This is a genomic window from Aeromonas salmonicida, from assembly GCF_028355655.1.
Lineage (GTDB): Bacteria > Pseudomonadota > Gammaproteobacteria > Enterobacterales > Aeromonadaceae > Aeromonas > Aeromonas salmonicida.
In genome coordinates, this window is sequence record NZ_CP110645.1 from 3,804,915 (window position 1) to 3,830,758 (window position 25,844).

Genomic DNA, 25,844 nt, shown 5'->3' on the forward strand with positions numbered 1-25,844 from the left:
CTGATGAAAGTCAGATAAATAAGATGCCGGTCATCCCGGGATAAACCTGCCCTCATATTTCCCGGTCAGGGGATAATCCATAGCAATTACATGAGTATAAAAAAGGCGTTCATATCACCCTATTTACAAGATGTGACCATGCCATAACCGCATAGAGTTTCACGCTCATAGCGTTATTAATCCAGGTCAGTTCAAGGTGCGTCTCTATTTATTTTTGACGGTAAAACCGACTCTGCTGGTTGGTAAAAAGACATGGGTGAGATGAGCGATAAATTTTCATTCAACGCCCGCCTCCATTATCTATTTACCGACTCGCCCCGCCCAATACCATAGTAATGAAAGCCATGATCCCGCATGCGACCCGGATCAAACAGGTTGCGGCCATCCACGATCAGCGGTTGCTTCAATGCCTGCTTGATGGTGGCAAAATTAGGGGCTTTGAAATGGTTCCACTCGGTGCAGATCACCAGGGCATCTGCCCCAAACACGGCGGCCTCCTTGGTCCCCATCAGCCTCAGGTTGTCACAATAGCCATAGAGCTGCTGGGTCTCCTGCATGGCTTCCGGATCATAGGCCTGCACTGTGGCGCCGGCGCGCCAGAGGGCCTCCATCAGGGCACGACTCGGGGCCTCGCGCATGTCGTCGGTATTGGGTTTGAATGCCAGCCCCCACAGAGCGATCGTCTTGCCTGCCAGGGATTCCCCCTGGGCGCTGAAGAAGTCTGACAATATCTCGTAGAGTCGCGATTTTTGCTGCTCGTTGATGCGCTCCACCGCCCGGATCAGCGGCGTGTCATATTGCAGTTCCTGGGCTGTTGCCAGCAAGGCTTTGACATCCTTGGGGAAACAGGAGCCGCCGTAGCCACAGCCAGGGTAGATGAACTGATAACCGATGCGCTGATCCGACCCTATCCCCTGACGTACCATCTCGATGTCGGCCCCGACCCGCTCGGCCAGGCCAGCCATCTCGTTGATGAAACTTATCTTGGTGGCCAGCATGCAGTTGGCAGCGTACTTGGTCAGCTCGGCACTGCGCACATCCATGAACAGGATGCGATCATGGTTGCGATTAAACGGCTCGTAAAGCTCGCGCATCAGCTGGCGGGACGCCTCGTTGCGAGTGCCGACCACGATGCGATCCGGTCGCAGACAGTCCTGGATGGCGGAGCCCTCCTTCAGAAATTCGGGGTTGGAAACCACATCGAAGGCAAACGACTTGTCCAGTTGCTGCTGAACCAGCTTCACCCTGGCTGTCACCTTGTCGGCTGTGCCCACCGGCACGGTCGACTTGTTGACTATGATGACGGGCTCATCACGATGACGAGCTATGGTGTCAGCCACCTCCAGCACGTGGCAAAGATCGGCAGAGCCATCTTCTCCCGGCGGGGTGCCCACCGCCAAAAACTGCACCTCACCGTGCTTGACAGCCAGGATTGCATCCGTGGTACATACCAGGGCACCACTCTTGATATTGCGCTGGAGCAGCGCCTCCAATCCGGGTTCATAGATGGGAACCTGACCAGCCATCAAGTCAGCCACCTTCTGTTCATCGACATCGACACAGATAACCTGATGCCCAATATCGGCCAGTACAGTGGCCAACACCAGCCCCACGTAACCACTTCCAAATACAGTAATGTTCATATTGATACAACCAGAATGTCAGAGATGATGCAGCGTTGAAAAATGAGCATTTTTCGGATTTTAAATATTTACCACACCCCTATAAATGGTCGCAGCGTTTAATTGTTACCAGCTGTTTCTGCCCCCTTGTCACCCCGCTTTTATATGGATTTTGACAGTGAATTGTTACCAGCTGTTGCTGAGCCATTGCGGAGCCATTTTTATATACGCTATGTTGAAATTAATGTTTAAAGCCGCCTGTTCTGATGGGCACTGATTAATATTCATTGTTGGATCTCTTATGCAAGACTTTCTGCCATTTTCGAAGCCAGCCATCGGCGACGCCGAAATAAGCGCTGTCTGTGAGGTGCTGAAATCGGGATGGATCACCACGGGCCCGAAGAGTCACGAACTGGAACAGCAATTCTGTGACACATACGGCTGCCAGCATGCCGTTGCGCTCAACTCTGCCACCGCTGGCATGCACGTCACCCTGATGGCGCTGGGCATAGGCCCGGGGGATGAGGTGATTACCCCGTCACAGACCTGGGTGTCCACCATCAACCTCATCACACTGCTCGGCGCCGAACCCGTTTTCGTCGACGTGGACAGAGACACACTGATGACCAGCGCAGAGCTTATCGCGCCGCTCATCACAGTCAACACCAAGGCCATCATTCCGGTTCACTACGCCGGCGCCCCCGTCGATTTGGACCCTATTCTCAAGCTGGCCAGACAATACGACATCCCCGTCATCGAAGACGCCGCCCATGCCATTGGCACCCGCTATCGGGATCGCTGGATTGGCGCCACCGGCACCGCCATCTTCTCCTTCCATGCCATCAAGAACCTGACCTGCGCCGAAGGGGGCATGCTGGTGACCGATGACAAGGCGCTGGCGGACAAGGTACGCATGCTCAAGTTTCATGGTCTCGGGGTGGATGCCTTCGATCGCATGACGCTGGGCCGCAAACCGCAGGCGGAGGTAATAACGCCGGGCTTCAAGTACAACCTGACCGACATCAACGCCGCCATCGCCCTGATCCAGCTGGCACGCCTGCCCGAGCTCAATGCCAGGCGCACCGGGCTGGTCGCCCGTTATCAGGAAAAACTGGCAGGGCTGCCGCTGGCGCCACTCGCCATCCCAACCTATCCCCATCTGCACGCCTGGCACCTCTTCATGGTGCGGGTCGACCCCGAGCGCTGCGGTCTCGACAGGGATCAACTGATGCAGGCGCTGCAAGAGCGCGGCATCGGCACCGGCCTGCACTTTCGCGCCGCCCATACCCAGAAATATTACCGCGAGCGCTACCCCGCCCTCAGCCTGCCTCATACCGAGTGGAACTCATCGCGCCTGTGCACACTGCCACTCTTTCCTGACATGACGCTGGCCGACGTTGACCGTGTGGTCGCGGCACTCACCGACATATTGGAGTAACGACACGTGAACAACACAGATATCAAGCTGGTTTCGGTGATCATCCCCGTTTACAACGAGGAGGCCAGTCTGCCCGTGCTGCTGAGCCGGGTCACCGCCGCCTGCGAGCTCCTGCCCCAGGATTACGAGGTGATCCTGATCGACGACGGCAGCCACGACGGCTCCACCGAGATCATCAGCGAGGCCGCCGCCAACAGTGACGGCAAGCTGGTCGGCGTGTTGCTCAATCGCAACTATGGCCAGCATGCCGCCATCATGGCCGGCTTCGAAACCGCCAAGGGAGATCTGGTGATCACCCTGGATGCGGACCTGCAGAACCCGCCGGAGGAGATCCCCCGTCTGGTGGAGGCCGCCATGCAGGGCTATGACGTGGTGGGCACAGTGCGCCGCAACCGCCAGGACTCCTGGTTTCGCAAGACGGCCTCCCGCCTCATCAACAAGTCGGTGCAAAAGGCGACCGGCGTCCACATGAGCGACTACGGCTGCATGCTGCGGGCCTACCGCCGCCACATCATAGACGCCATGCTCTGCTGCCAGGAACGCAGTACCTTCATCCCCATCCTGGCCAACAGCTTCGCCCGGCGCACCATAGAGCTGGAAGTCGGCCATGCCGAGCGGGCTCATGGCGAATCCAAATACGGCCTGATGCACCTCATCAATCTGATGTATGACCTGGTCACCTGCATGACCACCACACCGCTGCGCCTGCTCAGCATCGTCGGCAGCCTGGTGGCGGGGCTCGGCTTCACCTTCTCCATACTGCTGGTCCTGATGCGCCTCGTCATGGGCGCCGACTGGGCCGCCGATGGCGTCTTCACCCTCTTTGCCATTCTCTTCACCTTCGTCGGCGTGCAACTGCTGGGCATGGGGCTGCTGGGGGAATACATAGGCCGCATGTACACAGATGTGCGTGCCCGCCCCCGTTACTTCATCCATCAGATAGTGCGCACCGCCACCCCTTCGCAACAGGAAACTGAACAATGAAAGCTGTCGTCTTTGCTTATCATGATATCGGCTGCACCGGTATCGAGGCCCTGCTCGAGGCAGGTTACGAGATCCAGGCCGTCTTCACCCACGCCGACGATCCGGGCGAGAACCGCTTCTTCGGCTCCGTGGCCCAGCTCTGTGCCGAACACGGTCTGCCGGTCTACTCCCCTGAAGATGTCAACCATCCGCTCTGGGTCGAGCACATCAAGGGGTTGGCACCCCAGGCTCTCTTCTCTTTTTATTACCGCCACATGCTCAAGCAGGAGATCCTGGATATCCCCTCCGCCGGCGCCTTCAACCTCCATGGCTCCCTGTTGCCTGCCTATCGCGGCCGTGCCCCCATCAACTGGTGTCTGGTCAATGGTGAACAGCTGACGGGTATCACACTGCACCAGATGACGATGCGGCCCGATGCCGGCGCCATTGTCGCCCAGCAGGCCGTCGCCATCAAAGAGGCCGACACTGCGCTGACCCTGCATGGCAAGGTGCGCCTCGCCGCCAAAGCCGTGCTGGACGCCGAATTGCCCAAGTTGCGGACGGGCGACATCAGCCTCACCCCGCAGGATGAGTCCAGAGCCAGCTACTATGGTCGCCGCACCCCGGCCGACGGCGAGCTGCACTGGGATAAATCCGCCAGGGATCTCTACAACCTGGTGCGCGCCGTCACCCAGCCCTATCCGGGCGCCTTCAGCTTCGCCGGTGATCGCAAGCTGACGGTGTGGAAGGCAACCCACATAGCCCAGGATAGCGACATGCTACCCGGCACCATCCTCAGCCAGGATCCGCTGCGCATCGCCTGCGGTGAAGGGGTGCTGGAAATCGTGGCCGGTCAGGCGGAAGGGGGACTCTATGTGCGCGGTGCCCAGCTCGCCCGTGAACTGGGTCTGGTGGCAGGCATGCGGCTCGGCGCCAAAGCCAGCAGTGCCCTGCGCAAGGAGCGATTGACCCGGGTGCTGATCCTCGGGGTCAACGGCTTCATTGGCAACCATCTGACCGAGCGTCTGCTCAAGGATGGCCGTTACGAGATCTATGGGCTGGATATCAGCGCCAGCGCACTCGGACGCTTCATCGACCACCCCCATTTCCATTTCGTGGAAGGGGACATCAGCATCCACACAGAGTGGATCGAGTATCACATCAAGAAGTGCGACGTGATCCTGCCGCTGGTGGCCATCGCCACCCCCATCGAATACACCCGCAACCCGCTGCGCGTGTTCGAGCTCGATTTTGAAGAGAACCTCAAGATCGTCCGCTACTGCGTGAAGTACAACAAGCGCATCATATTCCCCTCCACCTCCGAGGTGTACGGGATGTGCGACGATCACAGTTTCGATGAAGACGAGTCCCGCCTCATCGTCGGTCCCATCCACAAGCAGCGCTGGATCTACTCCGTCTCCAAGCAGCTGCTGGATCGGGTGATCTGGGCCTATGGCAAGAAAGAGGGGCTCAATTTCACACTGTTCCGCCCCTTCAACTGGATGGGACCGCGGCTGGACAGCCTGGACTCAGCCCGCATCGGCAGCTCCCGCGCCATCACCCAGCTGATCCTGAATCTGGTGGACGGTACCCCGATCCAGCTGGTGGATGGCGGCGCCCAGAAACGCTGCTTCACCGATATAGAGGACGGCATCGAGGCCCTGTTTCGCATCATAGAGAACAAGGGCAACCGCTGTGATGGCCAGATCATCAACATCGGCAGCCCGGACAACGAAGCCAGCATCCTCCAGATGGCCGAAGTGCTGCTCGGCAAGTTCGAGGCTCACCCACTGCGCCACCACTTCCCGCCGTTTGCCGGTTTCAAGCGAGTGGAGAGCAAGTCCTTCTACGGTGACGGCTATCAGGATGTCTCCCACCGCCGTCCCAGCATCAAGAATGCCCGCCGCCTGCTCGACTGGGAACCGACCATCGAAATGGAAGAGACCATCGGCAAGACCCTGGACTTCTTCCTGCAAGGAGCGGTCAGCACGGGAGTCGAGCATGATTGATGTGGGTCTGCGGATCGACGTTGATACCTTCAGGGGGACCCGTGACGGGGTTCCCCGCTTGCTGCAAACCCTCGACCGGCATCAGATCAAGGCCAGCTTCTTCTTCTCCGTGGGCCCCGACAACATGGGGCGCCACCTGTGGCGCCTGCTCAAGCCCCGCTTCCTGCTCAAGATGCTGCGCTCCAACGCGGCATCCCTCTATGGGCTGGATATTCTGCTGGCCGGCACCGCCTGGCCCGGCAAGTCCATCGGCAAGCAGCTGGGCTCCCTGATGCGCGATACCGACAGCGCCCGCCACGAGGTGGGCCTGCACGCCTGGGATCACCACGGCTGGCAGGCCAATACGGGCCGCTGGGATGAAGCGACGCTTATTCACCAGACAAGGCTGGGGGTGGATGCCCTCAACCAGATCCTGGGGCGGGAGGTGGATTGCTCCGCCGCCGCCGGCTGGCGGGCAGACCCGCTCACCACCCAGGCCAAGGAGGCGTTCGGCTTTCGCTACAACAGCGATTGCCGTGGCAGCGGCCTGTTTCGACCACTGCTGCAGGATGGCCGACCGGGTACGCCGCAGATCCCGGTCAACCTGCCCACCTTCGACGAGGTGGTCGGCACAGAGGTGACGACGGCGCAGTTCAACGCCTTCATGCTGGACAGGCTCAGCACGCCGCCGCAGGTGGCGCCTCACGTCTACACCATTCACGCCGAGGTGGAAGGGATCGTCATGGCGGATCAGTTCGATGCGCTGCTGGCCGAGGCTCGCGCTCGCGGCATCCGCTTTGTCCCGCTGGGGAGTCTGTTACCCCCTGATCCCGCTCAATTGGATGCCGGACGGCTGGTGCGCGGCACCCTGCCGGGGCGAGAGGGATGGCTTGGCTGCAAAGCCGATGTCTAGACCCTTACTCACATCGCGGGCGTCATGATGCGCCATTGCGCTCACCACACAATGCTACAGAGGATGTCATGAAGTTGACCAAGTGGGCCCTGCCCCTGTTCTTTCTCTTGTTTTACCTGCTGCCCCTCGACCAGCGGCCGCTTTGGAGCCCCGATGAGAACCGTTACGCCGAGATAAGCCGTGAGATGGTGAGCACCGGAGATTGGGTCGTGCCCCACTTCCTGGGCTTGCGCTATTTCGAGAAGCCCATCGCCGGTTACTGGTTCAACAGCATCAGCCAGCAGCTGTTTGGTGACACCAACTTCGCCGTGCGCTTCGCCTCGGCCGCCGCCACAGGCCTGAGCGCCCTGCTGATCGTCTGGTTCGCGCTGCAGCTTTGGCAGTGCCGGCGCAAGGCCTTGCTTGCCGGGCTCATCTACCTGTCGCTGTTGATCGTCTATGGCATAGGCACCTACAGCGTGCTCGATGCCATGGTCACCCTCTGGCTCAACGCGGCCATGGTCAGCTTCTATCTCATCCGGCAGGAGGGCCCGCTGCGAACCCGGGTCGCCGGCTACCTGCTGTTTGGCCTGGCCTGCGGCATGGGCTTTCTCACCAAGGGCTTCATCGCCCTGGCTGTGCCTGTCATCGTCATAGTGCCCTACGTCATTTATCAGCGCCGCCTGCCCGAACTGCTGCGCTTCGGCCCATTGGCGATGGTGAGTGCCGCCCTGCTGGCCGCCCCCTGGGCCATCGCCGTACACCTGCGGGAGCCCGATTACTGGCACTACTTCTTCTGGGTCGAACACATACAGCGCTTCGCGGCGGATAACGCCCAGCACAAGGCGCCGTTCTGGTACTACCTGCCCATGGGGCTGCTCGGCACCCTGCCCTGGCTGGGCCTGCTGCCCGGTGCACTGCGCAAGGGCTGGCAGGATCGCAAGATAAGTCCTGAGACCCTCTATCTGCTGGCCTGGGTGGTACTGCCATTGCTGTTCTTCAGCGTTGCCAAGGGCAAGCTGCTCACCTATATCCTGCCCTGCTTCGCTCCCCTGGCCATGCTGCTGGCCGCCAGCGCCATGGACAAACTCAAGGAGGGGAAAGCACAGCCATTCAGGCTCAACGCCTGGTTGAACGGCCTGTTCGGCCTGCTGTGCATGGGTATCCTCGCCGTGCTGGCCTTCTCTCCCAGCCACGCCGTCTATGGCACCGAAGATAATAGTGCCCTGGCGGTGGCCATGGTCATCTTCGCCGGCTGGGCCCTGCTCGGTTTCATCCAGTTGAAGGATGTCAGCCGCCGCTGGACCCTGAGCGCGCTCTGCCCCATGGTGCTGGCGGTGGGTCTGCCCTGGGCATTGCCGCAATCCCTGATCGATTCCAAGTTGCCGGAGCGCTTCATCGAGGCCAACCAGACAGTGCTGATGGACTCCAGCGCCCTGCTGGCCAACGATGTGGGGCTGGCCTCCTCCCTCGCCTGGGGCACCCGGCGCAGCGAGATCCAGCTATTCGACAGCAAGGGGGAGGTGCATTACGGCTTGAGTTACCCGGATGCCAAGGCGCGCTACGTGACCCGGGCCGACTTCCCGGCCTGGCTGGCCGAGGCGCGTAAAAACGGCCAGGTTGCCCTGTTGCTGAAGACGGATAAAGACGGCAGCACGGGAGCTCTGCCACCGGCCGACGAGACGATAGTGAGCCACCGGCTGACCCTGCTTGTCTACCACGGGGCCCGCTGATGGACATGCTGCTGCTTGTGCTGGTGTGCCTGCTGACCTGCAGCGGCCAGATGCTGCAAAAACAGGCAGTCATCAGCTGGCAGCGCCAGCCATGCAGCCACTGGCAGAAGCTGTTTTCACCCTGGCTCATCGCCAGCGTGGTGGCCCTCGGCAGCGGCATGCTGCTCTGGATCTACCTGCTGCAACGGCTGCCGCTGAGCATGGCTTACCCCATGCTCAGCATCAATCTGGTGCTGGTGCTGATTGGCTCGCGGCTGTTCTTTCACGAGCAGATCAGCTACCACAACTGGCTGGGGGCCGGCGCCATCATCATTGGCGCCCTCTTGTTGGGAGGCTTGCTATGAGAGGTGACAATACCGGGGTTGGCAAAGAACCTGCGGTGACGGAGAGGCCCGCGATCAAGGGCTATCTCTATGTGCTGGGCAGCATACTGCTGGTGACCCTGGCCCAGCTCGCCATGAAATGGGGAGTCATGCAGCTGCCTGCCTGGCAGGCCAGCCTCGATATCATGCTGGCTCACCAGCTGCCGCTGCTGGTCATCACAGCCGGAGTGGGCTGCTATGCCCTGTCGCTGCTCTGCTGGCTGGCGGCGCTGCACTTCACCCCGCTCAATATCGCCTACCCCCTGCTCAGCACCAGCTATGCGCTGGTCTACCTGCTGGCGGTCACCATACCGAGCTTTGCCGAACCGCTGGAGCCGGGCAAGGCGGTGGGAGTGATCTTCATCCTGCTGGGGGCCGTGCTGGTGGGGATAAAACCGGTGGGCAGGAAGCGCAACTCCCATTAACCCATCACGGTTTGGCTCGCTATCCTCCCTGTGCAAGGGCTGCTTCGTCAGCCCTTTTCTTATGATGCTGATCCCTCTGCTCACCCGGCTCATCTCCCCTTCGTCGCTGCGCGCCAGGGAACAAGTGTCACGCCAGTGAACCAGTCGGGCGGCGGTACTGACAAGCGGCGTACTTGACCGCACTCGGAACATGCCTTTATAACGGAACTCCCAAGGAAGAGAGAATTCTATGTCGGCCAAGCATCCCATCATTGCAGTCACCGGTTCGTCCGGTGCCGGCACCTCCACCTCCACCAACGCCTTTCGCTCCATGTTTCATCAGCTTGGTTACAAAGCGGCCGTGGTGGAAGGGGACAGTTTTCATCGCTACACCCGACCGGAAATGGACGTGGCGATCCGCAAGGCGCGCGAGCAGGGGCGCCACATCAGCTATTTCGGCCCCGAGGCCAACGACTTCGCGCTGCTGGAGTCCTTCTTCCAGGAGTACGGCCAGAACGGCAGCGGCCAGTATCGGCGCTATCTGCACAGCTTCGACGAGGCGGTCCCCTTCAATCAGATGCCGGGTACCTTCACCCCCTGGCAAAATCTGCCGAGCGAGACCGATCTGCTGTTTTACGAGGGGCTGCACGGCGGCGTGGTCACAGATGACCACAATGTGGCGCGTCACGTGGACTTTCTCATCGGCGTGGTGCCCATCGTCAACCTGGAGTGGATCCAGAAGCTCATCCGCGATACCTCGGAGCGGGGGCATTCGCGCGAGGCAGTCACCGACTCTATAGTCCGCTCCATGGATGACTACATCAACTTCATCACACCGCAGTTTTCCCGCACCCATATCAACTTCCAGCGGGTGCCGACCGTGGATACGTCCAACCCCTTCAGTGCCAAGGTGATCCCGAGTCTGGACGAGAGTATGCTGGTGATCCGGTTTCGTGGCATCAAGCAGGTGGACTTCCCTTACCTGTTGTCGATGATCGATGGCTCCTTCATCTCACGGATGAACACTATCGTGGTTCCGGGTGGCAAGATGGGCTTCGCGATGGAGCTGATCCTGCGCCCGCTGATCCAGCAACTGCTCGAAACTGGCAAGATCACTTAAGCCAAGGAGCTTATGATGCGGTTAGCGTTTATCTCTGTGGTATTGGCCGCCCTGCTGGGCGGTTGCAGCAGCGGCCCGGCCGCTCCGACCCTGGAGTCGGGCACCATGGTGGTGCGACCGGCTGCGAGCTGGCCGTTTGGTGCGACGCCGCGCTACGCGCTGGCCGAGCAGTTCCAGTATGCGGGTGAGAGTGCCGAGGGCTGGCTGGTGCCGGTTCAGCAGGCGGTCAATCAGGAGCTGGGCAGCAAAGGCTGGCAGAGCGTGCCCCTCGATGAAGCGGATCTCTGGGTCGCCATCGGTGTCGCAGGCAGCAAGGACTTGAGCGATGGCGAGATCTTCGCCCGCCTCGGCATGACCCCCGGGCTGCAAGCCAAAGTGGGGGCACGCAAGGGCACCCTGGCCATAGTGCTGCTCGACCGGCGTACCCAGCAGGTGGTGTGGAGCAGTGCCATCCAGCTCGCCAGTGACGTCGCCATCCCCGACGAGTCACGCCGCCAGCTGAGCCAGCAACTGGCCGGCCAGATGCTGGACTCCCTGCCCGCCCGCTAGCACGGGTCTTTTCCCCTTGAAACAAAACGGCCTGCGAGAGCAGGCCGTTGTGATCACACCATGACGATTACTTGCGCTGACAGGTCAGCAGGGTCACATCTTTCTGACTGAGGATGGCCTGTTTCTCCTGATTCCAGAAGGTGGTGACACCATCGGAATACTTGGCGCCAGACTCCGCTTCTACCCGGCCCAGCTTGTGATACACACCGGCGTACGGGAACTGCACCATGTCGGCCTGAGCATCATAGGTAATGGCCAACAGCTCTTCCCCGCACTGGTACTGGCTGTACTGGTACTGGGTCGGCTGGGGCATGCTGCAGGCCGCCAGCCCCAGCAGGGGAAGTAACACTATCAAGTTTTTCATTGCACTTTCCTTATGTCATGGCGTTATCGACGGGACAAATCACAGCTATCAGGCTTCAAGAATTTGATAACTATGGGTAATTTCTACCGCTTTTTCCAACATCAGGGAGACGGAACAATACTTTTCCATCGACAGGTCCACCGCACGGGCCACCTGCTTCTCGGCCAGCCCCTTGCCGGTGACCACAAAGTTGAGGTGGATCTTCTCGAACACCCGCGGCACCGACTCCGCACGCTGCCCTTCCAGTTCCACATGGCAGGCGGTCACGGATTGACGTGCCTTCTCCAAAATGGAGACAACGTCGATCGAGCTGCAGCCACCCACCGCCAGCAGGATCATCTCCATCGGGCTGGCACCTTCGCCGGGGTTGGCGCCGTCCAGGGTCACCTGATGACCGGACTCACTCTCGCCGACAAACTTCATGCCTTCCACCCAGCTGACCTTGGCTTTCATCTCACATTTCCTCTTAATGACGACATATCTGACTGACATAGCATACCCCAGACGGCGCTCAATCGGCATATGTGAGCCATTTTCGCGAACTTCGGTGCTAACTAGATCAAAATCAACATCTGATGCCCCCAAGTTCCCTAAAATGGCGCAGATAGCGCAGCAGGCATCAAGGGGATCTGGCAAAAGCCCTCAAAGCCTTGTCAGCACAGACAAAGGCTCTTATCCTACTGCGACTAATACAAGGAATGGCAAGGTTGGCAGCTTGCCCGGACGCACGAGTCCATAAAAAGACACTACAGAGGAATTCTCATGGTCATTGGCAAACCGCAAAGCGATCCCACCCTGGAATGGTTCTTGTCGCACTGCCACATTCATAAGTATCCCGCCAAGAGCACCCTGATCCATGCGGGTGAGAAAGCGGAGACCCTCTACTACATCGTCAAGGGCACTGTGGCCGTCTTGATCAAGGACGATGAAGGCAAGGAGATGATCCTCTCCTATCTGAACCAGGGCGACTTCCTGGGCGAGATGGGCATGTTCGAGGAGAGCGAGAATCCAGAGCGTTCCGCCTGGGTGCGCGCCAAAGGCTCCTGTGAAGTAGCCGAGATCTCTTACAAGAAGTTCCGTCAGCTGATCCAGGTCAACCCGGACATACTGATGCGTCTCTCCGGCCAGATGGCGACCCGACTGCAGCACACCAGTCAGAAAGTCGGCAACCTGGCCTTCCTGGACGTGACAGGCCGGATCGCCCAGACCCTGCTCAATCTGGCCAAACAGCCGGACGCCATGACCCACCCGGATGGCATGCAGATCAAGATCACCCGTCAGGAGATTGGCCAGATCGTCGGCTGCTCCCGCGAAACCGTTGGCCGGATCCTCAAGATGCTCGAAGAGCAGGAGCTGATCTCCGCCCACGGCAAGACCATAGTGGTGTTTGGTACCCGCTGACAGGGTTCCCTGACGGCTCAGCACAGAGCCGTTGGATAAAAAAGGCTGCCACGGCAGCCTTTTCTGATCGTCTCCCCTATAATCGCGAACGCCCTTCCTCAGCCTCAATCAAGCGAGTGTGTATGCATCTTCAATGTCCCGTTTGCCGCAGCCCCCTGCATCTTCATGAAGCATCCCGCGGGGTCTATTGCGACAACAAGCACCATTTCGATCCGGCCCCGGAAGGGTATCTGGATCTCATTCCCGGCAAGAAGAATCCCAAGGACAGCGACAGCCGCGCCCTGATGCGCGCCAAGCGCCACTTCCTGGAACAGGGCCATCAGGCGCCGCTGGTAGACGCCATGGCGGCCTTGCTCGCCCCCCTCGGTGCCCATGAACTGATCCACCTCGGCTGCGGCGAAGGTTACTACTGCCGTGCCCTGGCCGAGCGCCTGCCCGAATGGCAATTTGGCGGATTCGATCTGGCCAAGAACGCCATCTTCGCCGCCAACAAAGTACAGCCTGAAGCTCAGTTCATCATCGCCGATCCGGCTCGTGCCCCGCTGCAACCGGGCACGGCCCAGGTGCTGCTGGTCAATGATCTCAAGGTCAAGACAGAGCTGCTGGTCAGCTGGCTGGCACCGGGTGGTTACCTGCTTTACCTGCAGCCAGGCCCGCGCCACCAGTGGCAGCTGAGAGTCAGCCTCAACCCGGTGAGCATGGAGCACCCCCTCAGCTGGCCAGCCCTCGGCGGCCTCAACCCCGTGGGTCAGGAGCGTTGCCAGTTCACCATGACCATGGATCAGAGCCTGCGCAGCTTCATTCTGGAAACCAGCCGACTCGGCTGGCGTGCCAGCGCGGAGCAGCGTCACGCCTTTACCCAGCAGGGACCGGATGAACTGGAGCAGGATCTGCTGTTGAGCCTGTGGCAAAAGCCGCTCTGATTGCGCTCATTCCCATGAAAAAAGGCCCTGACGGGCCTTTTTTATTGAACGAATACAGACGTCACAGCTTGATCCAGGCATCCCCCCAGGCCGTGCCCTTGCCTGGCTCATAGGCCCAGGCCGCGCCCGCACACCAGCCAGTATAGGGGTGGGGCTTGCACTGGTAGTTGCCCCCCAGATTGCTTACCTTGTCCCCCGCCTTGTAGGCCGTCCCAGCTTGGTAAGGGGGGTTGCCATCCGGCGGCGTAGTACCGCCGCTGCCCTTGATCAGGATCTCGTGGGTCGCACTGCGACTGAGCCCCTTCTCGTCGGTCACCTTGAGCACGAAACCGTAGCGAGTATCGCTGACCGGCGTGGCAGGCAGGGTGGCGCTCAGGGTGGACTGAGTCAGATCCGAGGCGCTGGCCCCGGCGGGCAGGGTCCAGGCATAGCCGAGCGGTTTGCCTTCCGGATCGCTCGAACCCTGGCCGGAGAGCAGCACTGTCGCACCGCCCAGCGCCTCGCTCGGGCCGCTGATGTTGGCCACCGGCGGCAGGTTGGTGCCGCCGCCGTTGTCCTCGATCACCACCTCGGGGAAGAAGTGCTGCACGCACTGGCTGTAGTCCCGCGCCTTGAACGCGCTAAAGCGGGTCTGGTAACCCACCAGCTTGCAGGCGTAGCTCTTGCCGCCATTGGGATTGCCCGGCACATAGCTCCAATCATTCTCCCAATAGATGGGCAGGGCGCCGGCACCCGCCTCGTCAAAGTACTTCATGTTCTTGCAACCAAGCACCTCGTCTGCCGGCACAGGCACCCCCAAATACTGGGCCTGGGCCTGGTAGTAGGTGATGCGGTTCTGGGACTGGGCGTGCTCGGCCGCGCCGCCGCACTCCACCCCGCCGTTGATGATCTGGGTGGTCACCCCGAAGCCCGGCACCAGGCCGTTCTGCCTGTCGTGGGCATTGGGCTGCCAGGTGCCGTCGATCACGTGCAGCATGGAGGGCTTTGGCGGCTGCGGATAGACGAAGAAGAAGACGGCGCTGGCGAGGTTGAGCCAGGTGTCCGCCACTTTCTCCGGGTTGTCCAGCAGGGTGCGCACTGTGCCGAACATGGCCTCGGAGAAGGGGCCATAGTTGTAGTTGTAAGAGAGCTGCTTGGCGCCACGACCGAAGTAGCTCTTGAACTCGCCGTTCTCGAACTTGCCGCACGGCCACTGCTGACCCTGCCACACATCCGGCCGACACTCGGCGTTATAGCCACCGCGCATCTGCTCGGTCCAGCCCATCTCCCGCACCCAGACCAGGCCCTGACGCCATTCGGGTTCGGGTCGCCAGCTCTCGTGACCGCCGGTCTCCTGGGCGAAGTGGGCAAACATAGTGGCCAGCGACTTGCGGCAGATGGCCTCGGCATTGCGCCCGTCGCTGTAATCACCGCAAAAAGCCGGGAACTTGGCCACCGCCTGCAGGAAGCCGCGATAGGTGTATTCCGGGGCCCGCAGCGGGAACAGGAAGTTGAACTGCGACTCGCTGAGCAATCCCTCGACCCGCTTGACGTTGGCAGGGTTGAGCGCAAGCCCGGGGGCCACCGCCTCGACCACGGCATTGTCGCGGGTCGCGATGGAGGCCTTGACCGCCGCCATGGCCGGGAAGTCGGTGAGGGCCTGCTCCCTGGCGTCCAGCTCGCTCTGGCTCAGGTAGACGGGCGTGCCTTCGGTGGCGCCGCTGCCACCCTCCACCGGAGGCGTGATGCCAGCGCCGCCATCGGGCGGGGTCGCCTCGCCGTCACCCATCAGGGCCCACGGAGAGTCCCATTCATTGGCCACTTGTACCCCCGGGCTCTGGCCCGGATTGGCGTACCACTTGGCTTCATAGATCTTGCCGTTGAAACTGACCTGGCTGCCGCCATTGTAACCCTGATTGATGTCATACAGGGCGGCGGCCCACAGCTGGCCGCTCAGACAGAGTCCGGCCAGCAGGCTGGCCACAGAGGACTTTCTCATCATCATCGTTACCTCTTGCTAGATAAAAGGCGGGGCTTGGCCCCCGCCTGTGGTACCTCGCATTGTGCGAGGAAAAAGCGTCTCAGCGCGTCAACGGCATGCCGTTGACCGTGTAGCCAAGACCGGCCGGTGCCGGCGTGAGCAGAGCGTCACTCTGCACCTGATTGCGGCACAGCACGCTGGCGCTGCGCGGCTCGCTGGCAGTGGGCACGTTGACATGGAACTTGTTCATCACGCTGGCACTCAGGCGGTGGTTGGCCAGTCTGAAACGCAGCAGCCCATCACGGGTCTCCACCTGCAATTGGCAATCCCCCGTCCCGAGCCGCTCGCTGTCATCGCCATAGGTAAAGCCATAAGCACCGTGCAAGGCCGGATAGAGATAACCGGGCAGCTGCCTCTGCGGATCGTAGTAACCGACCAGGGTCGTCACCGGCACCCCGAAGGCGTCAGGTTTTCGCTCCACCGCCAGGTCCGCCAGCGGCCCCTCGTTCCAGCGTGCACCGTCCGAGGTGTAACTCTTCTTGAAACCACGGGAGACGGTGACCTGCTGGCCGTTGATGAAGAGGGTACTGTTGTAGCCGGCGTCATGATCGACAGTGACGATGCGGCCACGATTGACCGCCGAGGCCAGCGGCAGCTGGATGTTGCGGGTCCAGTTGCCATCCCACATGGCCACCTTGACCAGGTCGTACTCGGCCAGCAGGGCGGCCAGTTTCACCTCCCCCAGCTCACTCACGGGTGCCGTGATCTGCTCGGAAAGGTCGATCTTGTGACGGTAGGGCTCCATTTTGGCGCGGCTCTCGTTCCACTTGCTGAAACCCGTGGCTGAACTGGCATCAAACACTGCCTTGCTCTCGAGGAAGCGCTGGATGATGGCCGCCGAGTTGGGGGTGTAGAGCGTAAAACGGTTGAAACCGGAGAGCGGCGCACCGCCAGCCATGGCATCGAGACCAAAGGTGCGGCTATGGAACGGCGCCTGACACTGGCCATCCAGACAGGTGCTCTGGCCGCTGCGGGTTGCGAAGAAGTTGGGAATGAAGCGGTTCTTGTCGCCGTCCCAGCCCCAGGTGGCATTGATCTGGTCGGCGCTGCGATGCACAGAGCCGGCAAAGCCACCCACATAGTGACCAAGGCCGTAGTTGTGACCCACCTCGTGGCTGAACTCGTTGCCAAGGGACGCGTCCAGGGTGACTATGCCGCCCCCGCCGGAGCCGCCATGTACCTTCACCCCGTTGGCGTACTTGCCGCGACTGTTGTGGGCAGCCAGCTGGGCCACCACATAGGGGTGGCTGCTCTCCCCCTCCCCCGCCGTGCTGTTGATGCCGTAGTTGGCATTGTCGATGCCATGGGAGATGAGCTCCTTGCCGATGCGCTGGCGCATGGTGCCGTCGTGCCAGCCCCCTTCACTCGGATCAAAGTCGGTGAGCAGGGTGCCATCCGGCAGCATCACCTCGGGCAGCGACAGGGGGGCATATTGACTCACGATGAGACGGCTGGCAGGTATGGTCTGGAAGTACTCCCGATGCGCCTCGGGATCCTTGGCAAAGGCAAACTGGTTGCGCGGTGTGGTCAGCATGCCGATGTCGATGGTGTGGATCAGCAGCTCCCCCGGTGCCCCCACCTTGAGGCCCGTCAGCTCGCCGTGGAGCTGGTTATGACTGAACCACAAGCTGAGTCCAGGTACTATCCATTTGGAGGGCAATACCCCGCTCCAGGCATCGCTGGCGTAAGTGATGCCGTTATTTTCCAGCTCACCGTCACGGATCCACTGACCGCGCACAAATTTGAATTGCTGGCTCTGACCGCGGGAGAGTGTCACCTGACGGCCACTGAACGTGACAGTCGAGTCGTAGCCGGCATTGGAAGCGAGGCGCACCATCTTGCCTTCCAGCGCCGCATCCGTCGGCAAATAAACGTTGCGCACCCAGCGCCCGTCTGCGGTCTGGATGGACACAAGCGCATGGACTCGCAACTTGCTCAGCAGGAAGGCGCCGGCCGGATCACCCAGCTTTGCCAGTTCGCTGCTGCTGTTGATGACGCCTGTGGTACCGGGGCCTGGGGTGAAATCGACCCCCTCTTCGGGGGAACCCTCCAGGTAGTAAGCCGTTTTGGGTAGTTTAGAGGGTGGATTGAGTCCCACCGAGCCGAGCAACTTACCCGTCCCATCATAGGCCATCACCACCATGGGAGCTGTGTTGTCGGCTTGCATCGGCCTGACCAGCAACAGGCTCTTGCGCAGGGCGGTGAGATGGGGCTGATTGTCCCCTTCACGAGGATGGGCGGGCAGGATCTGGCTCTGGGCAAACTGCACCCTGGCCGCCAAGGATCCTTGCAAGTCATTCTGTGGGGTTGTGCCGTCGAATATCAGGGCAGGGACAGCCTGAGTAGCGGCCAGCAGAGAACCGCTTGCCAGCACTGCGGTGATCAGGCTGGCAATACGGGTAGTGTGTATGGTCATCATGACGCTCGCTGTTGTTGTGGGAAAAAGAAGGGGCATGCCAAGCATGCCCCCGGTTGGTTCACAGAAAGGCTAGTTGACAAAAAAGTTAATTACAGGTGGCGGCGCCCAGGTCCTGCCAGACGTCGTGCTTGCCGGGCTCATTGCCCTTGGTCCAGTACTGGGCCTTCCACTTGCGGCCGTTATGGGTGGTCAGGTCACCGGCGTTGTAGGCCACACCGGCATCCCAGCCCAGCTGCACCTGGCTTGTCAGCTTCCACTGATCGGCGCTGCGGCTCGGTTCATTGCCCTGGGTCCAGTACTTGGCCTGCCACACCAGCTGGTTGTGGCTCACCTTCTCGCCACCGTTGTAGGTGGTCGCGGCTTTCCAGGCCGGCCAGTTGGCCGCATCTGGATCGGTCGCCCCGCACTCGCCTCCCCCGCTGACCGGGGTCACGGTGAGATGGGTCTTGCCCTGGGCATCCAGCACGCCGTCGGTCACTGTGACAGTGAGGTCGTAGCCGGTCGACTCGGTCACGCTGGGACCGGTGACCACCAAAGTGCTGCTGTTCTGACCGCTGGCCGTCAGGCCTGCCGGGACGCTCCACTGATAGCTCAAGGTGTCACCGTTGGGATCGGTGGCGTTGGCAGTGATGCTCACCTGCTTGCCAGCCTGTACCGAGACCTTGTCCTGCACCGTCACCACAGGCGGCAGGTTGGGTTGCGGCGCCTTGTTGGTCACTACAACCTGATCCTTGGCACTGAGGTTGTGATCGTCGGTCACCGTCAGTTCGAACACCAGATTCACGTCCTGGCTGACCGCGTCGACGCTCACCTTGGCCTTGGCCTGGTTGGCATCGCTCAGGGTCGCCTTGGGACCCGAGACCTGAGTCCAGCTGTAGCCGAGCACAGCGCCTTCCGGATCGCGGGAGGAGGAACCGTCCAGCACCAGCTCTGCCGGGCCGGTCACGGCAAGATCATTGCCAGCGTTGGCAACAGGCGGCTTGTTGGTGGGCGGCGTTGTGCCTTCCCCGTTGCCCAGCCCCTCGTGCATGGCGTTGAGAATGTCGCCGTTGTCGGCGTCGATTTCCCAGGCAAACAGGCCGCCGAGCTGGTTGGCCAGCACGTACTGTCCCTTGGCTTTGACCGAACGGTCGTCATCAAAGGTGATGAGCTCACCGGTGGATGCCTTGAACACATAGGGTGCCTCGGCCACTTCGTCATAGCTGTACTGCCAGTCACCGGCCATCTTGCCCTTGGCGATGCCACGGTAGTCGATGACCCCCTTCTCCCAGATCCCTTCCGCTTCGGTGCCCGCTATGGGGCCGGTGGCGGTGCCGGTGAAGGGATTGTTGCCCTGATAACCGCTGACGCCGGTCCAGCCACGGCCATACATGGCCGCGCCAACCACTACTTTGCCCGGTTCGACGCCCTGACCCAGCAGTGCCTTCACCCCCTTGTCCGTGGTGTAGCGGGTATCGGGATCCCAGCTAGCGTCATACAAGGCGGTCTGGTGCCCCAGCTCGGTGTTGGTCCAAGCGCCGTTGAAGTCGTAGCTCATCAGGAAGATGTGATTCATGTATTGCTGGGCGGCGCGATAATCCACCTTGGCAATCTTGTCATCGCCAGCACTGATGGCGGAGGTGAGCTCGTAGGTGCGGCCCGTCTCTGCGCTCAGCTCGTCGAGCATGGCGCGCAGCTCCTTCATCAAGAGCACATAGGTCTCGCCATCGGAGGCATTGCCAAGATCCGGGTTGGCTCCCTGGCCACCCGGGAACTCCCAGTCGATGTCCACCCCGTCGAAGAATTTCCAGGTTTGCAGGTACTCTTTCACCGAGGCGACGAAGGTGTCGCGCTTGGTCTTGTCACCAAAGAAGAAGAAGGGGTCGGAGAGGGTCCAGCCGCCGATGGAGGGGAGAATTTTCAGGTCCGGATAGGCCTTCTTGAGCGCCATCAGGTTGCCAAAGTTGCCCTTGTAGGGCTCGTCATAAGCGGTGAGATTGCCCTGCCCCATCTGGATGGCAGCCCAGGGATCGTGGATGGAGACCTTGAAGTCCTCCCGCCCAGCGCAGGAGCGTTGCAGCGCCTCGAAACTGCCGGAGATGGACTTGAGACTGTCGTTGATGCCATTGCCACCACAGATGGGGGTAAAGCCGTAAAGAATGTGAGTCAGGTTCTGGGCCGGGACCTTGTCCACGGTGAACTTGCGGCCATAGACGCCCCACTCCACATAGTAGGCCCCCACCACCTTGCCGGATTTGTTGGCGTAAGGTTTGTTGTTCTCCTGCAACGGTGCCTTGAGCGGCACCAGATGGCTGCCATCGGTGTCGGCCACCAGAATTTCTTTCTTGTCGGAGAGAGTGCAACCATCGGCATTGCACAGGGCCACCTGCATCTGGTAGCGGCCCCCCTTGGTCACCTTGAAGTTGGCGGTGCCGGAGGCTGACGCGGCGCCGGACCACACCTCCTGGCCATCGAGCAGTACCTTGGCGGTCTGGCCGACATCACCGGACCAGAGATTCCAGCTCACACTGACCGGCGCACCATCGGCATGTACCTTGACCAGTTTGTTGTAGGAGGTGGCGGCTTGATCGACTTCGACGATGGCGAACTTGGTTTCGCCCCAGCCGATGGTGGGTTTGCCGGGGGCGGCAGCGAAGGCAGAGGAGGCACACAGACCCCCGACCAACAACGCCAGTACTGAGGGTTTTGGACTTAACATAGTTGAATATCCTTATTTCGTTCTTGGAATTAACAACGAAAAAGGCAACGCCAACCAGACAGGTAACGCAGACAACATCGCGCCATGGCTTGGCCCATGGACGAAACAACCTGTGGTGGCCCCGCTATCTTAGGTACTGCTGACCCTTAGACCGGAAGCTTTGCGTCCCGGACTTTCGTCCGGTTTGCCTTTTGCACAACTTGATTTGCGACAAAAAATAATCGCCGGTTGAATATAAGGAGTTAAACGAGGAAGGGCAAACCCCTGGCAGGTTATTAATAAGCCACTTTTTATCGGAAAATAGCCCCAAACGAGAAGAAAAGACGCTTTGTTGTGTAAGAAAGCGCCGATCTTGACGTCTCGGGGCTGAGATTAAAAATCAGACGAATTACTTGTTTCGTGATCATCATCAAGTTTGGCAGGCCGCAATATGCTGTTCATCAGCGCACGCAACTTGAGCGGTTTGACCGGTTTGCTGATGTAGCCGTAGCCGTGTTCACGGATCTGCGCCTGCAACTCGCTCTTGCGATCCGCACTGATGATGATGCCGCCAATGTCGTTGCCATGGGCGAGGCGCAGCATGTGCAGGGCCTGCAACCCTGTCTTGCCGTCATCCAGGTGGTAATCGGAGAGCACCAGCTGCGGCAGGAAACCGCCGGCGATGAGATCCTCCGCCTGAGCCTGGCTCTGGGCACACACCACCTCGCAGCCCCAGCGCCCCAGCAGGGAGTGCATGGCGATGAGAATGTCGCCCTCGTTGTCGATGCAAAGCACCCGAACGCCTTCCAGTTGGCTGTCCCGCAGGGCGGGCGCCGCCACTTGCGTCGTTGCAACAGGGCGGGTCGCCAGATTGAGGGTGATGGCAAACACGGATCCCGCCCCCGGCCAGCTGCGCAGGGTCAGGTTGTGGCCCAGCACCAGGGCGATGCCGCGGGCGATGGCGAGCCCCAGACCCAATCCCTGCTCCTTGGCGGTGCGGGAGTGATCGAGGCGGGAAAATTCGTCGAAAATCGCTTCCTGCTTGTCGAGCGGTATGCCGGGACCGTTGTCCCACACCTCAATGCGCACCTTGTCCCCCAGACGGCGACAACCGAGCAGCACACGGCCGCCCGGGTTGTAGCGAAACGCATTGGTGAGGAAGTTTTGCAGCACCCGTCGCAACAGACGCACGTCGCTGTACACAGCCAGCTTGCTCTCCACCACCGAGAACTGAATGCCCCCCGCCTGGGCCAGCACCCCGAACTCCGCCTTGAGGTTGTCGAACACGTCGTGCAGGGCGAAATCGAGCTTTTTGGCCTTGAACTTGCCCGCCTCGAGCCGCGAGATGTCGAGCAGATCCGTGATGAGATCCTCGGTCGCCCCCAGCGCATCGTCGATGTGACGGGCGATGCGGGCCGTCTCATCCCGGGGCGGCAGCATCTCCAGCAGGGAAGAGGTAAACAGCTTGGCGGCGTTGAGGGGCTGGGTCAGATCGTGGCTCACCGCCGCCAGGAAGCGGCTCTTGGAGTGGTTGGCCCGCTCCACCTGCTGGTTCACCAGCAGCAGTTGGCGGTTGAGCTCCGACAGCTCGTGGGTACGCTCGGCCACCCGCGCCTCCAGGTGTTCGTTGGCTTCCCGCAGCACCCGTTCGGCGTCGCGAAACGGGGTGATGTCGGTAAAGGTCATGACGAAACCGCCGGCCGGCATGGGGTTGCCCTGCATCTCGATCACCCGGCCATCGGGTCGCTCCCGCGCCGAGATGTGGGGGCTGCCGCGCTGCATGAAGGCGACCCGCCGTGCCACCTGGGCCTCGATATCTCCCGGGCCGCACAGCCCCTGCTCGGCGTTGTAACGGATGATCTCCTCGATGGATCGCCCCATCTGGATGAGGCCGGGCGGGTAGTGGAACAGCTCTATGTAGCGCCGGTTCCAGGCCACCAGCTTGAGCTCTCTGTCCACCACGGAGATCCCCTGCCCCATGTGCTCTATGGCTCCCTGCAGCAGGCCGCGGTTGAAGCGAAACACGTCGGAGGCTTCGTCCACTATGGTGGCGATCTCCTCGAGCTGCATGTTGCGCCCTTGCAGGGCCGACGCCAGCACCAACCGGGCGGACGAAGTGCCAAACACCCCGGCCAGCAGCCGCTCGGTATGGGCGATAAGCTCAGCCGAGGCCTGCATCTGGGGCGCCAGGGTGCCGCCCCGCTCGCCGGCGAAACGACCGAAGGCCCGCTTGACCCGGCTCGAGCCGACGAAACGGGCCGCCAGCATCTCCAGCTCCTTGACCGAGACCCGCGCCTGATAGAGGGCCGTGGTATCGCGGCTCGGCTTGCCAACGAAGTTGGCCGCCTGCAGCCGCTCGCTCACCGCCGCCCGCGACAGCAGGGATCCCGCCACATAACCGAGCAGGTTGAGCAAGAGGCTCAGGAAGATGCACCAGGCCCCCAGGCTCAGATCGCGAAATGCGGGCCAGTCGGGTGGCGCCAGCAGGGATTCCAGCGGCGAGCCGGCCAGCAGGCCGCTCTCCGCCAGCAGGGTGACAAACCAGAGGCTGACCCCGAGTGCGAGGCCAAGATAGACCCCCTTGCGGTTGCCGTGCCGCCAGTAGAGGCCGAGCAACAGGGCGGGGGCGAACTGGGCCACGGCACCGAACGACAGATAGCCGATGCGCGACAGACTGGTGAGATCCCCAAGCCAGAGGTAAAGCCCCCAGGCCGCCAGCAGGATCAGCAGAATCGCGCCCCGGCGCACCTGCAGCAGCAGCCGCACCAGCCGCTCGTCGCGCCCCTGCTGCCAGAAGCGGCGCAGCAGCACAGGCAGCACCAGATCGTTGCTGACCATGATGGCCAGGGCAATGGTACAGACGATCACCATGCCGGTGGCCGCCGAGGTGCCGCCGAGAAACGCCAGCATCGCCATGCCGTCGAAACCGAGTGACATGGGCAGGCTGATCACATAGGTATCCGAGGCCATGCCGGCCCCCACCCACTGCTTGCCCGCCAGCGCCAGCGGCCAGATGAAGAGCCCCATCACGAACAGGTAGAGCGGGAACAGCCAGCGCGCCCAGTGCAGATCCTGGCCCTGATTGTTCTCCACCACTGTCACGTGGAACTGGCGCGGCAGGCAGATGACGGCGCACATGGCGACCAGAGTGTAGATGGCGAGCTCCAGCAGACCGCCCGGCGTCACCGCCACCACGGCATCGAGAAAGTCACTGGCCACCAGGGTGCGGGCCTGGCTCGGCTTGCTCAGGATCAGCCAGAGCGCAAAGCCCCCCACGGTCACGAAGGCGAGTAGCTTGACCACGGATTCGAAGGCGATGGCTACCACCATACCTCTGTGGTGCTCGGTGGCATCCAGGTTGCGGGTGCCGAACAGTATGCTGAACAGCGCCAGCAGCAGAGCCACGCCGAGGGCCAGCCCGGCGGTATTGCCAGTGGGGCCGGCAGACACAGAGTTGGCCATCAAGAGATCCAGCCCGGTCACTATGGCTTTCAATTGCAAGACCAGATACGGGAGTATGCCCATGATGGCGATCAGCGCTATGACCATGGCCAGACGCTGGGACTTGCCATAGCGGGCGGCGATGAAGTCGGCGATGGAGGTGATGTGCTCGCGCTTGGCCACCAGTATGAGGCGGGCCAGCAGGCGCCAGCCGAACAGGAACACCAGCATGGGGCCCAGATAGATGGGCACCGGCGACCAGGGGGATTCGCTCGCCTGACCGACGGTGCCGAAGAAGGTCCAGGAGGTGCAGTAGACCGCCAGCGACAGGCTGTAGAGCAGGGGTTGCCCCTTAAGACGGCGACGCTTGCTCTTGTCAGCCACATAGGCGATCAGAAACAGCAGCCCCAGATAGGCGAGCGACAACCCGATCAGCAGCCATCCCTGGTGCATCTGTAACCTCTTGTCCATGTTGAATATTTAAGCGCGGCAGCTGCCAGTCTAGAGAGGTGCCCGGAAAATGTCATCTCCTTCTTGCCAGTCAATCCTTATCGTTTTTCAATAAAAAACCCCTTGACGGAATATCGAAAAACGATAAATATTAGCGTAAGATTATCGATAAACAGTAAGCAAATGCCGCCTTGTGCGGCCCATGGCGTCTATCACGAGGTATAGGATGAAATACAACAAGCTCGAACGCATGAGCAGCCTGATCGAATGGATCCTGCTGTTCGCCCTGCTGGCCACCCCACTCATGACGCTGACGGATACCTGGTCTCATCTGCTTGGTGGCAATGACAGCCTGCACGACGAACTGGTAAAGGCGCTCGGCCACGACGGTGACAAGGTGTTCAACGGCGTGCCACTAAAGACTCAGGAAGATCAGGCCCTCGGCACCTTGCTAACCCCGCCGGCACCTGTGCTTAGCGACTATCCGCTCACCTTCGGCACTCGCCTGCTGGCCACCCTGATCATGCTGCTCCCCGATCTGGTGTTCATGCTGATCCTGTGGCAACTGCACCAGCTGTTTCGCGGCTATCGGCACGCCATGCTGTTCACCTTCGGCCAGATCCGCCGCTATCGCTGGCTCGGCTTGCTGCTGTGTGCCAGCTTCATCGCAGAAATCATCACAATGCCGCTCGTTGACATAGCCCTCACCATGCAGGGGCCTGAATTGCATGGCACCATCAGCATAGGCTCATCAGATTTCAGGCTGCTGCTGGCCGGCTTGATTGTCTCGGCACTGGCCCTGGTGATGCGCGAGGCCAAACAGCTGGCCGACGAACAACAACTGACGGTGTGAGGATCCCATGCCCATCATAATCCGGCTCGACGCCCTGCTGGCCGAGCGCAAGATGACAGCCCGTGAACTGGCCCAGCGGGTCGACATCACAGAGGCCAACCTCTCCATCCTCAAGAACGGTCATGCCAAAGCTGTCCGTTTCTCCACCCTGGAAGCCATCTGCCGCGAGCTGGGCTGCCAGCCGGGCGACCTGCTGGGCTATGAGCAAGAGCGCTAATCCGCAGG

The 25,844-nt window shown here is 61.1% G+C and carries 20 protein-coding genes and 1 riboswitch; of the genes, 13 read left to right on the forward strand and 7 right to left on the reverse strand.

Translation table 11 applies throughout. The features are described 5' to 3' along the window. Positions 1-296 precede the first annotated feature (296 nt). A complete protein-coding gene (locus ONZ54_RS17655; RefSeq protein ID WP_021138321.1) occupies positions 297-1,643 on the reverse strand; it encodes a UDP-glucose dehydrogenase family protein in 1,347 nt (448 codons plus the stop codon). Positions 1,644-1,923: 280 nt separating this feature from the next. Here ONZ54_RS17655 and arnB point away from each other — a divergent pair, with 280 nt between their 5' ends. From arnB to ONZ54_RS17700, 9 genes are all read left to right on the forward strand, one after another. Then, positions 1,924-3,060 carry a UDP-4-amino-4-deoxy-L-arabinose aminotransferase gene (gene arnB / locus ONZ54_RS17660; protein ID WP_271786808.1) on the forward strand — a complete coding sequence of 379 codons (1,137 nt, stop codon included), beginning with the start codon at positions 1,924-1,926 and terminating at the stop codon, positions 3,058-3,060. 6 nt (positions 3,061-3,066) lie between these two features. Next, positions 3,067-4,044 (forward strand): undecaprenyl-phosphate 4-deoxy-4-formamido-L-arabinose transferase, encoded by a 978-nt coding sequence (arnC, locus tag ONZ54_RS17665; RefSeq protein ID WP_059168506.1) that lies wholly within the window; start codon positions 3,067-3,069, stop codon positions 4,042-4,044. Next, positions 4,041-6,032, forward strand: a complete 1,992-nt coding sequence (arnA, locus tag ONZ54_RS17670; RefSeq protein ID WP_271786809.1) for a bifunctional UDP-4-amino-4-deoxy-L-arabinose formyltransferase/UDP-glucuronic acid oxidase ArnA — start codon at positions 4,041-4,043, stop codon at positions 6,030-6,032. The genes arnC and arnA overlap by 4 nt, the downstream gene beginning before the upstream one ends. Beyond that, positions 6,025-6,924: a 4-deoxy-4-formamido-L-arabinose-phosphoundecaprenol deformylase gene (gene arnD, locus ONZ54_RS17675; protein ID WP_270689359.1), complete on the forward strand. Its 900-nt coding sequence runs from the start codon at positions 6,025-6,027 to the stop codon at positions 6,922-6,924. Before arnA ends, arnD begins: the two co-directional genes overlap by 8 nt. 68 nt (positions 6,925-6,992) lie before the next feature. Further along, positions 6,993-8,636: a lipid IV(A) 4-amino-4-deoxy-L-arabinosyltransferase gene (gene arnT, locus ONZ54_RS17680; protein ID WP_271786810.1), complete on the forward strand. Its 1,644-nt coding sequence runs from the start codon at positions 6,993-6,995 to the stop codon at positions 8,634-8,636. Then, positions 8,636-8,980 (forward strand): EamA family transporter, encoded by a 345-nt coding sequence (locus ONZ54_RS17685; protein WP_005311774.1) that lies wholly within the window; start codon positions 8,636-8,638, stop codon positions 8,978-8,980. Before arnT ends, ONZ54_RS17685 begins: the two co-directional genes overlap by 1 nt. After that, entirely contained in the window at positions 8,977-9,423 is a 447-nt protein-coding gene (gene arnF / locus ONZ54_RS17690; protein WP_271786811.1) for a 4-amino-4-deoxy-L-arabinose-phosphoundecaprenol flippase subunit ArnF, read from the forward strand. The genes ONZ54_RS17685 and arnF overlap by 4 nt, the downstream gene beginning before the upstream one ends. Positions 9,424-9,652: 229 nt before the next feature. Continuing rightward, on the forward strand, positions 9,653-10,522 hold the full coding sequence (locus ONZ54_RS17695) for a phosphoribulokinase (RefSeq protein ID WP_005311770.1): 870 nt from the start codon (positions 9,653-9,655) through the stop codon (positions 10,520-10,522). A 15-nt stretch (positions 10,523-10,537) separates the two neighbouring features. After that, positions 10,538-11,071, forward strand: coding sequence for a DUF4136 domain-containing protein (locus ONZ54_RS17700; RefSeq protein ID WP_271788302.1), 534 nt, complete (start codon positions 10,538-10,540; stop codon positions 11,069-11,071). 67 nt (positions 11,072-11,138) lie between these two features. Here ONZ54_RS17700 and ONZ54_RS17705 read toward each other — a convergent pair whose 3' ends face one another. Both ONZ54_RS17705 and ONZ54_RS17710 read right to left on the reverse strand, forming a co-directional pair. After that, positions 11,139-11,435 carry an MliC family protein gene (locus ONZ54_RS17705; RefSeq protein WP_021138330.1) on the reverse strand — a complete coding sequence of 99 codons (297 nt, stop codon included), beginning with the start codon at positions 11,433-11,435 and terminating at the stop codon, positions 11,139-11,141. A 48-nt stretch (positions 11,436-11,483) separates the two neighbouring features. Beyond that, a complete protein-coding gene (locus ONZ54_RS17710) occupies positions 11,484-11,888 on the reverse strand; it encodes an OsmC family protein (protein WP_271786812.1) in 405 nt (134 codons plus the stop codon). Positions 11,889-12,197: 309 nt separating this feature from the next. Here ONZ54_RS17710 and crp point away from each other — a divergent pair, with 309 nt between their 5' ends. Both crp and ONZ54_RS17720 read left to right on the forward strand, forming a co-directional pair. Then, positions 12,198-12,836, forward strand: coding sequence for a cAMP-activated global transcriptional regulator CRP (gene crp / locus ONZ54_RS17715; RefSeq protein WP_005311762.1), 639 nt, complete (start codon positions 12,198-12,200; stop codon positions 12,834-12,836). 122 nt (positions 12,837-12,958) lie between these two features. Next, the gene (locus ONZ54_RS17720) at positions 12,959-13,759 is read left to right on the forward strand and encodes a putative RNA methyltransferase (protein WP_021138331.1); all 801 of its coding nucleotides are present in this window, start codon (positions 12,959-12,961) and stop codon (positions 13,757-13,759) included. A 61-nt stretch (positions 13,760-13,820) separates the two neighbouring features. On the opposite strand, the gene ONZ54_RS17725 is transcribed toward ONZ54_RS17720, so the two are convergent. The 4 genes from ONZ54_RS17725 to ONZ54_RS17740 all read right to left on the reverse strand — a co-directional run bounded on the left by ONZ54_RS17725 (position 13,821) and on the right by ONZ54_RS17740 (position 24,769). Beyond that, on the reverse strand, positions 13,821-15,737 hold the full coding sequence (locus ONZ54_RS17725) for a glycoside hydrolase family 19 protein (RefSeq protein WP_334312741.1): 1,917 nt from the start codon (positions 15,735-15,737) through the stop codon (positions 13,821-13,823). Between the two features lie 82 nt (positions 15,738-15,819). Next, positions 15,820-18,195 carry a M66 family metalloprotease gene (locus ONZ54_RS17730; RefSeq protein WP_271788304.1) on the reverse strand — a complete coding sequence of 792 codons (2,376 nt, stop codon included), beginning with the start codon at positions 18,193-18,195 and terminating at the stop codon, positions 15,820-15,822. Positions 18,196-18,283: 88 nt separating this feature from the next. Then, on the reverse strand, positions 18,284-20,896 hold the full coding sequence (locus tag ONZ54_RS17735) for a glycosyl hydrolase family 18 protein (RefSeq protein ID WP_271786813.1): 2,613 nt from the start codon (positions 20,894-20,896) through the stop codon (positions 18,284-18,286). A 111-nt stretch (positions 20,897-21,007) separates the two neighbouring features. Further along, a riboswitch (cyclic di-GMP riboswitch) is annotated at positions 21,008-21,095 on the reverse strand. Positions 21,096-21,268: 173 nt separating this feature from the next. Then, positions 21,269-24,769: a hybrid sensor histidine kinase/response regulator gene (locus ONZ54_RS17740; RefSeq protein ID WP_087756381.1), complete on the reverse strand. Its 3,501-nt coding sequence runs from the start codon at positions 24,767-24,769 to the stop codon at positions 21,269-21,271. A 223-nt stretch (positions 24,770-24,992) separates the two neighbouring features. On the opposite strand from ONZ54_RS17740, the gene ONZ54_RS17745 reads away from it, so the two are divergent. Together ONZ54_RS17745 and ONZ54_RS17750 are read left to right on the forward strand one after the other, a co-directional pair. Next, entirely contained in the window at positions 24,993-25,619 is a 627-nt protein-coding gene (locus ONZ54_RS17745) for a DUF2975 domain-containing protein (protein WP_271786814.1), read from the forward strand. 7 nt (positions 25,620-25,626) lie between these two features. Next, positions 25,627-25,836, forward strand: coding sequence for a helix-turn-helix domain-containing protein (locus ONZ54_RS17750; RefSeq protein ID WP_005311752.1), 210 nt, complete (start codon positions 25,627-25,629; stop codon positions 25,834-25,836). Positions 25,837-25,844: the final 8 nt, after the last annotated feature.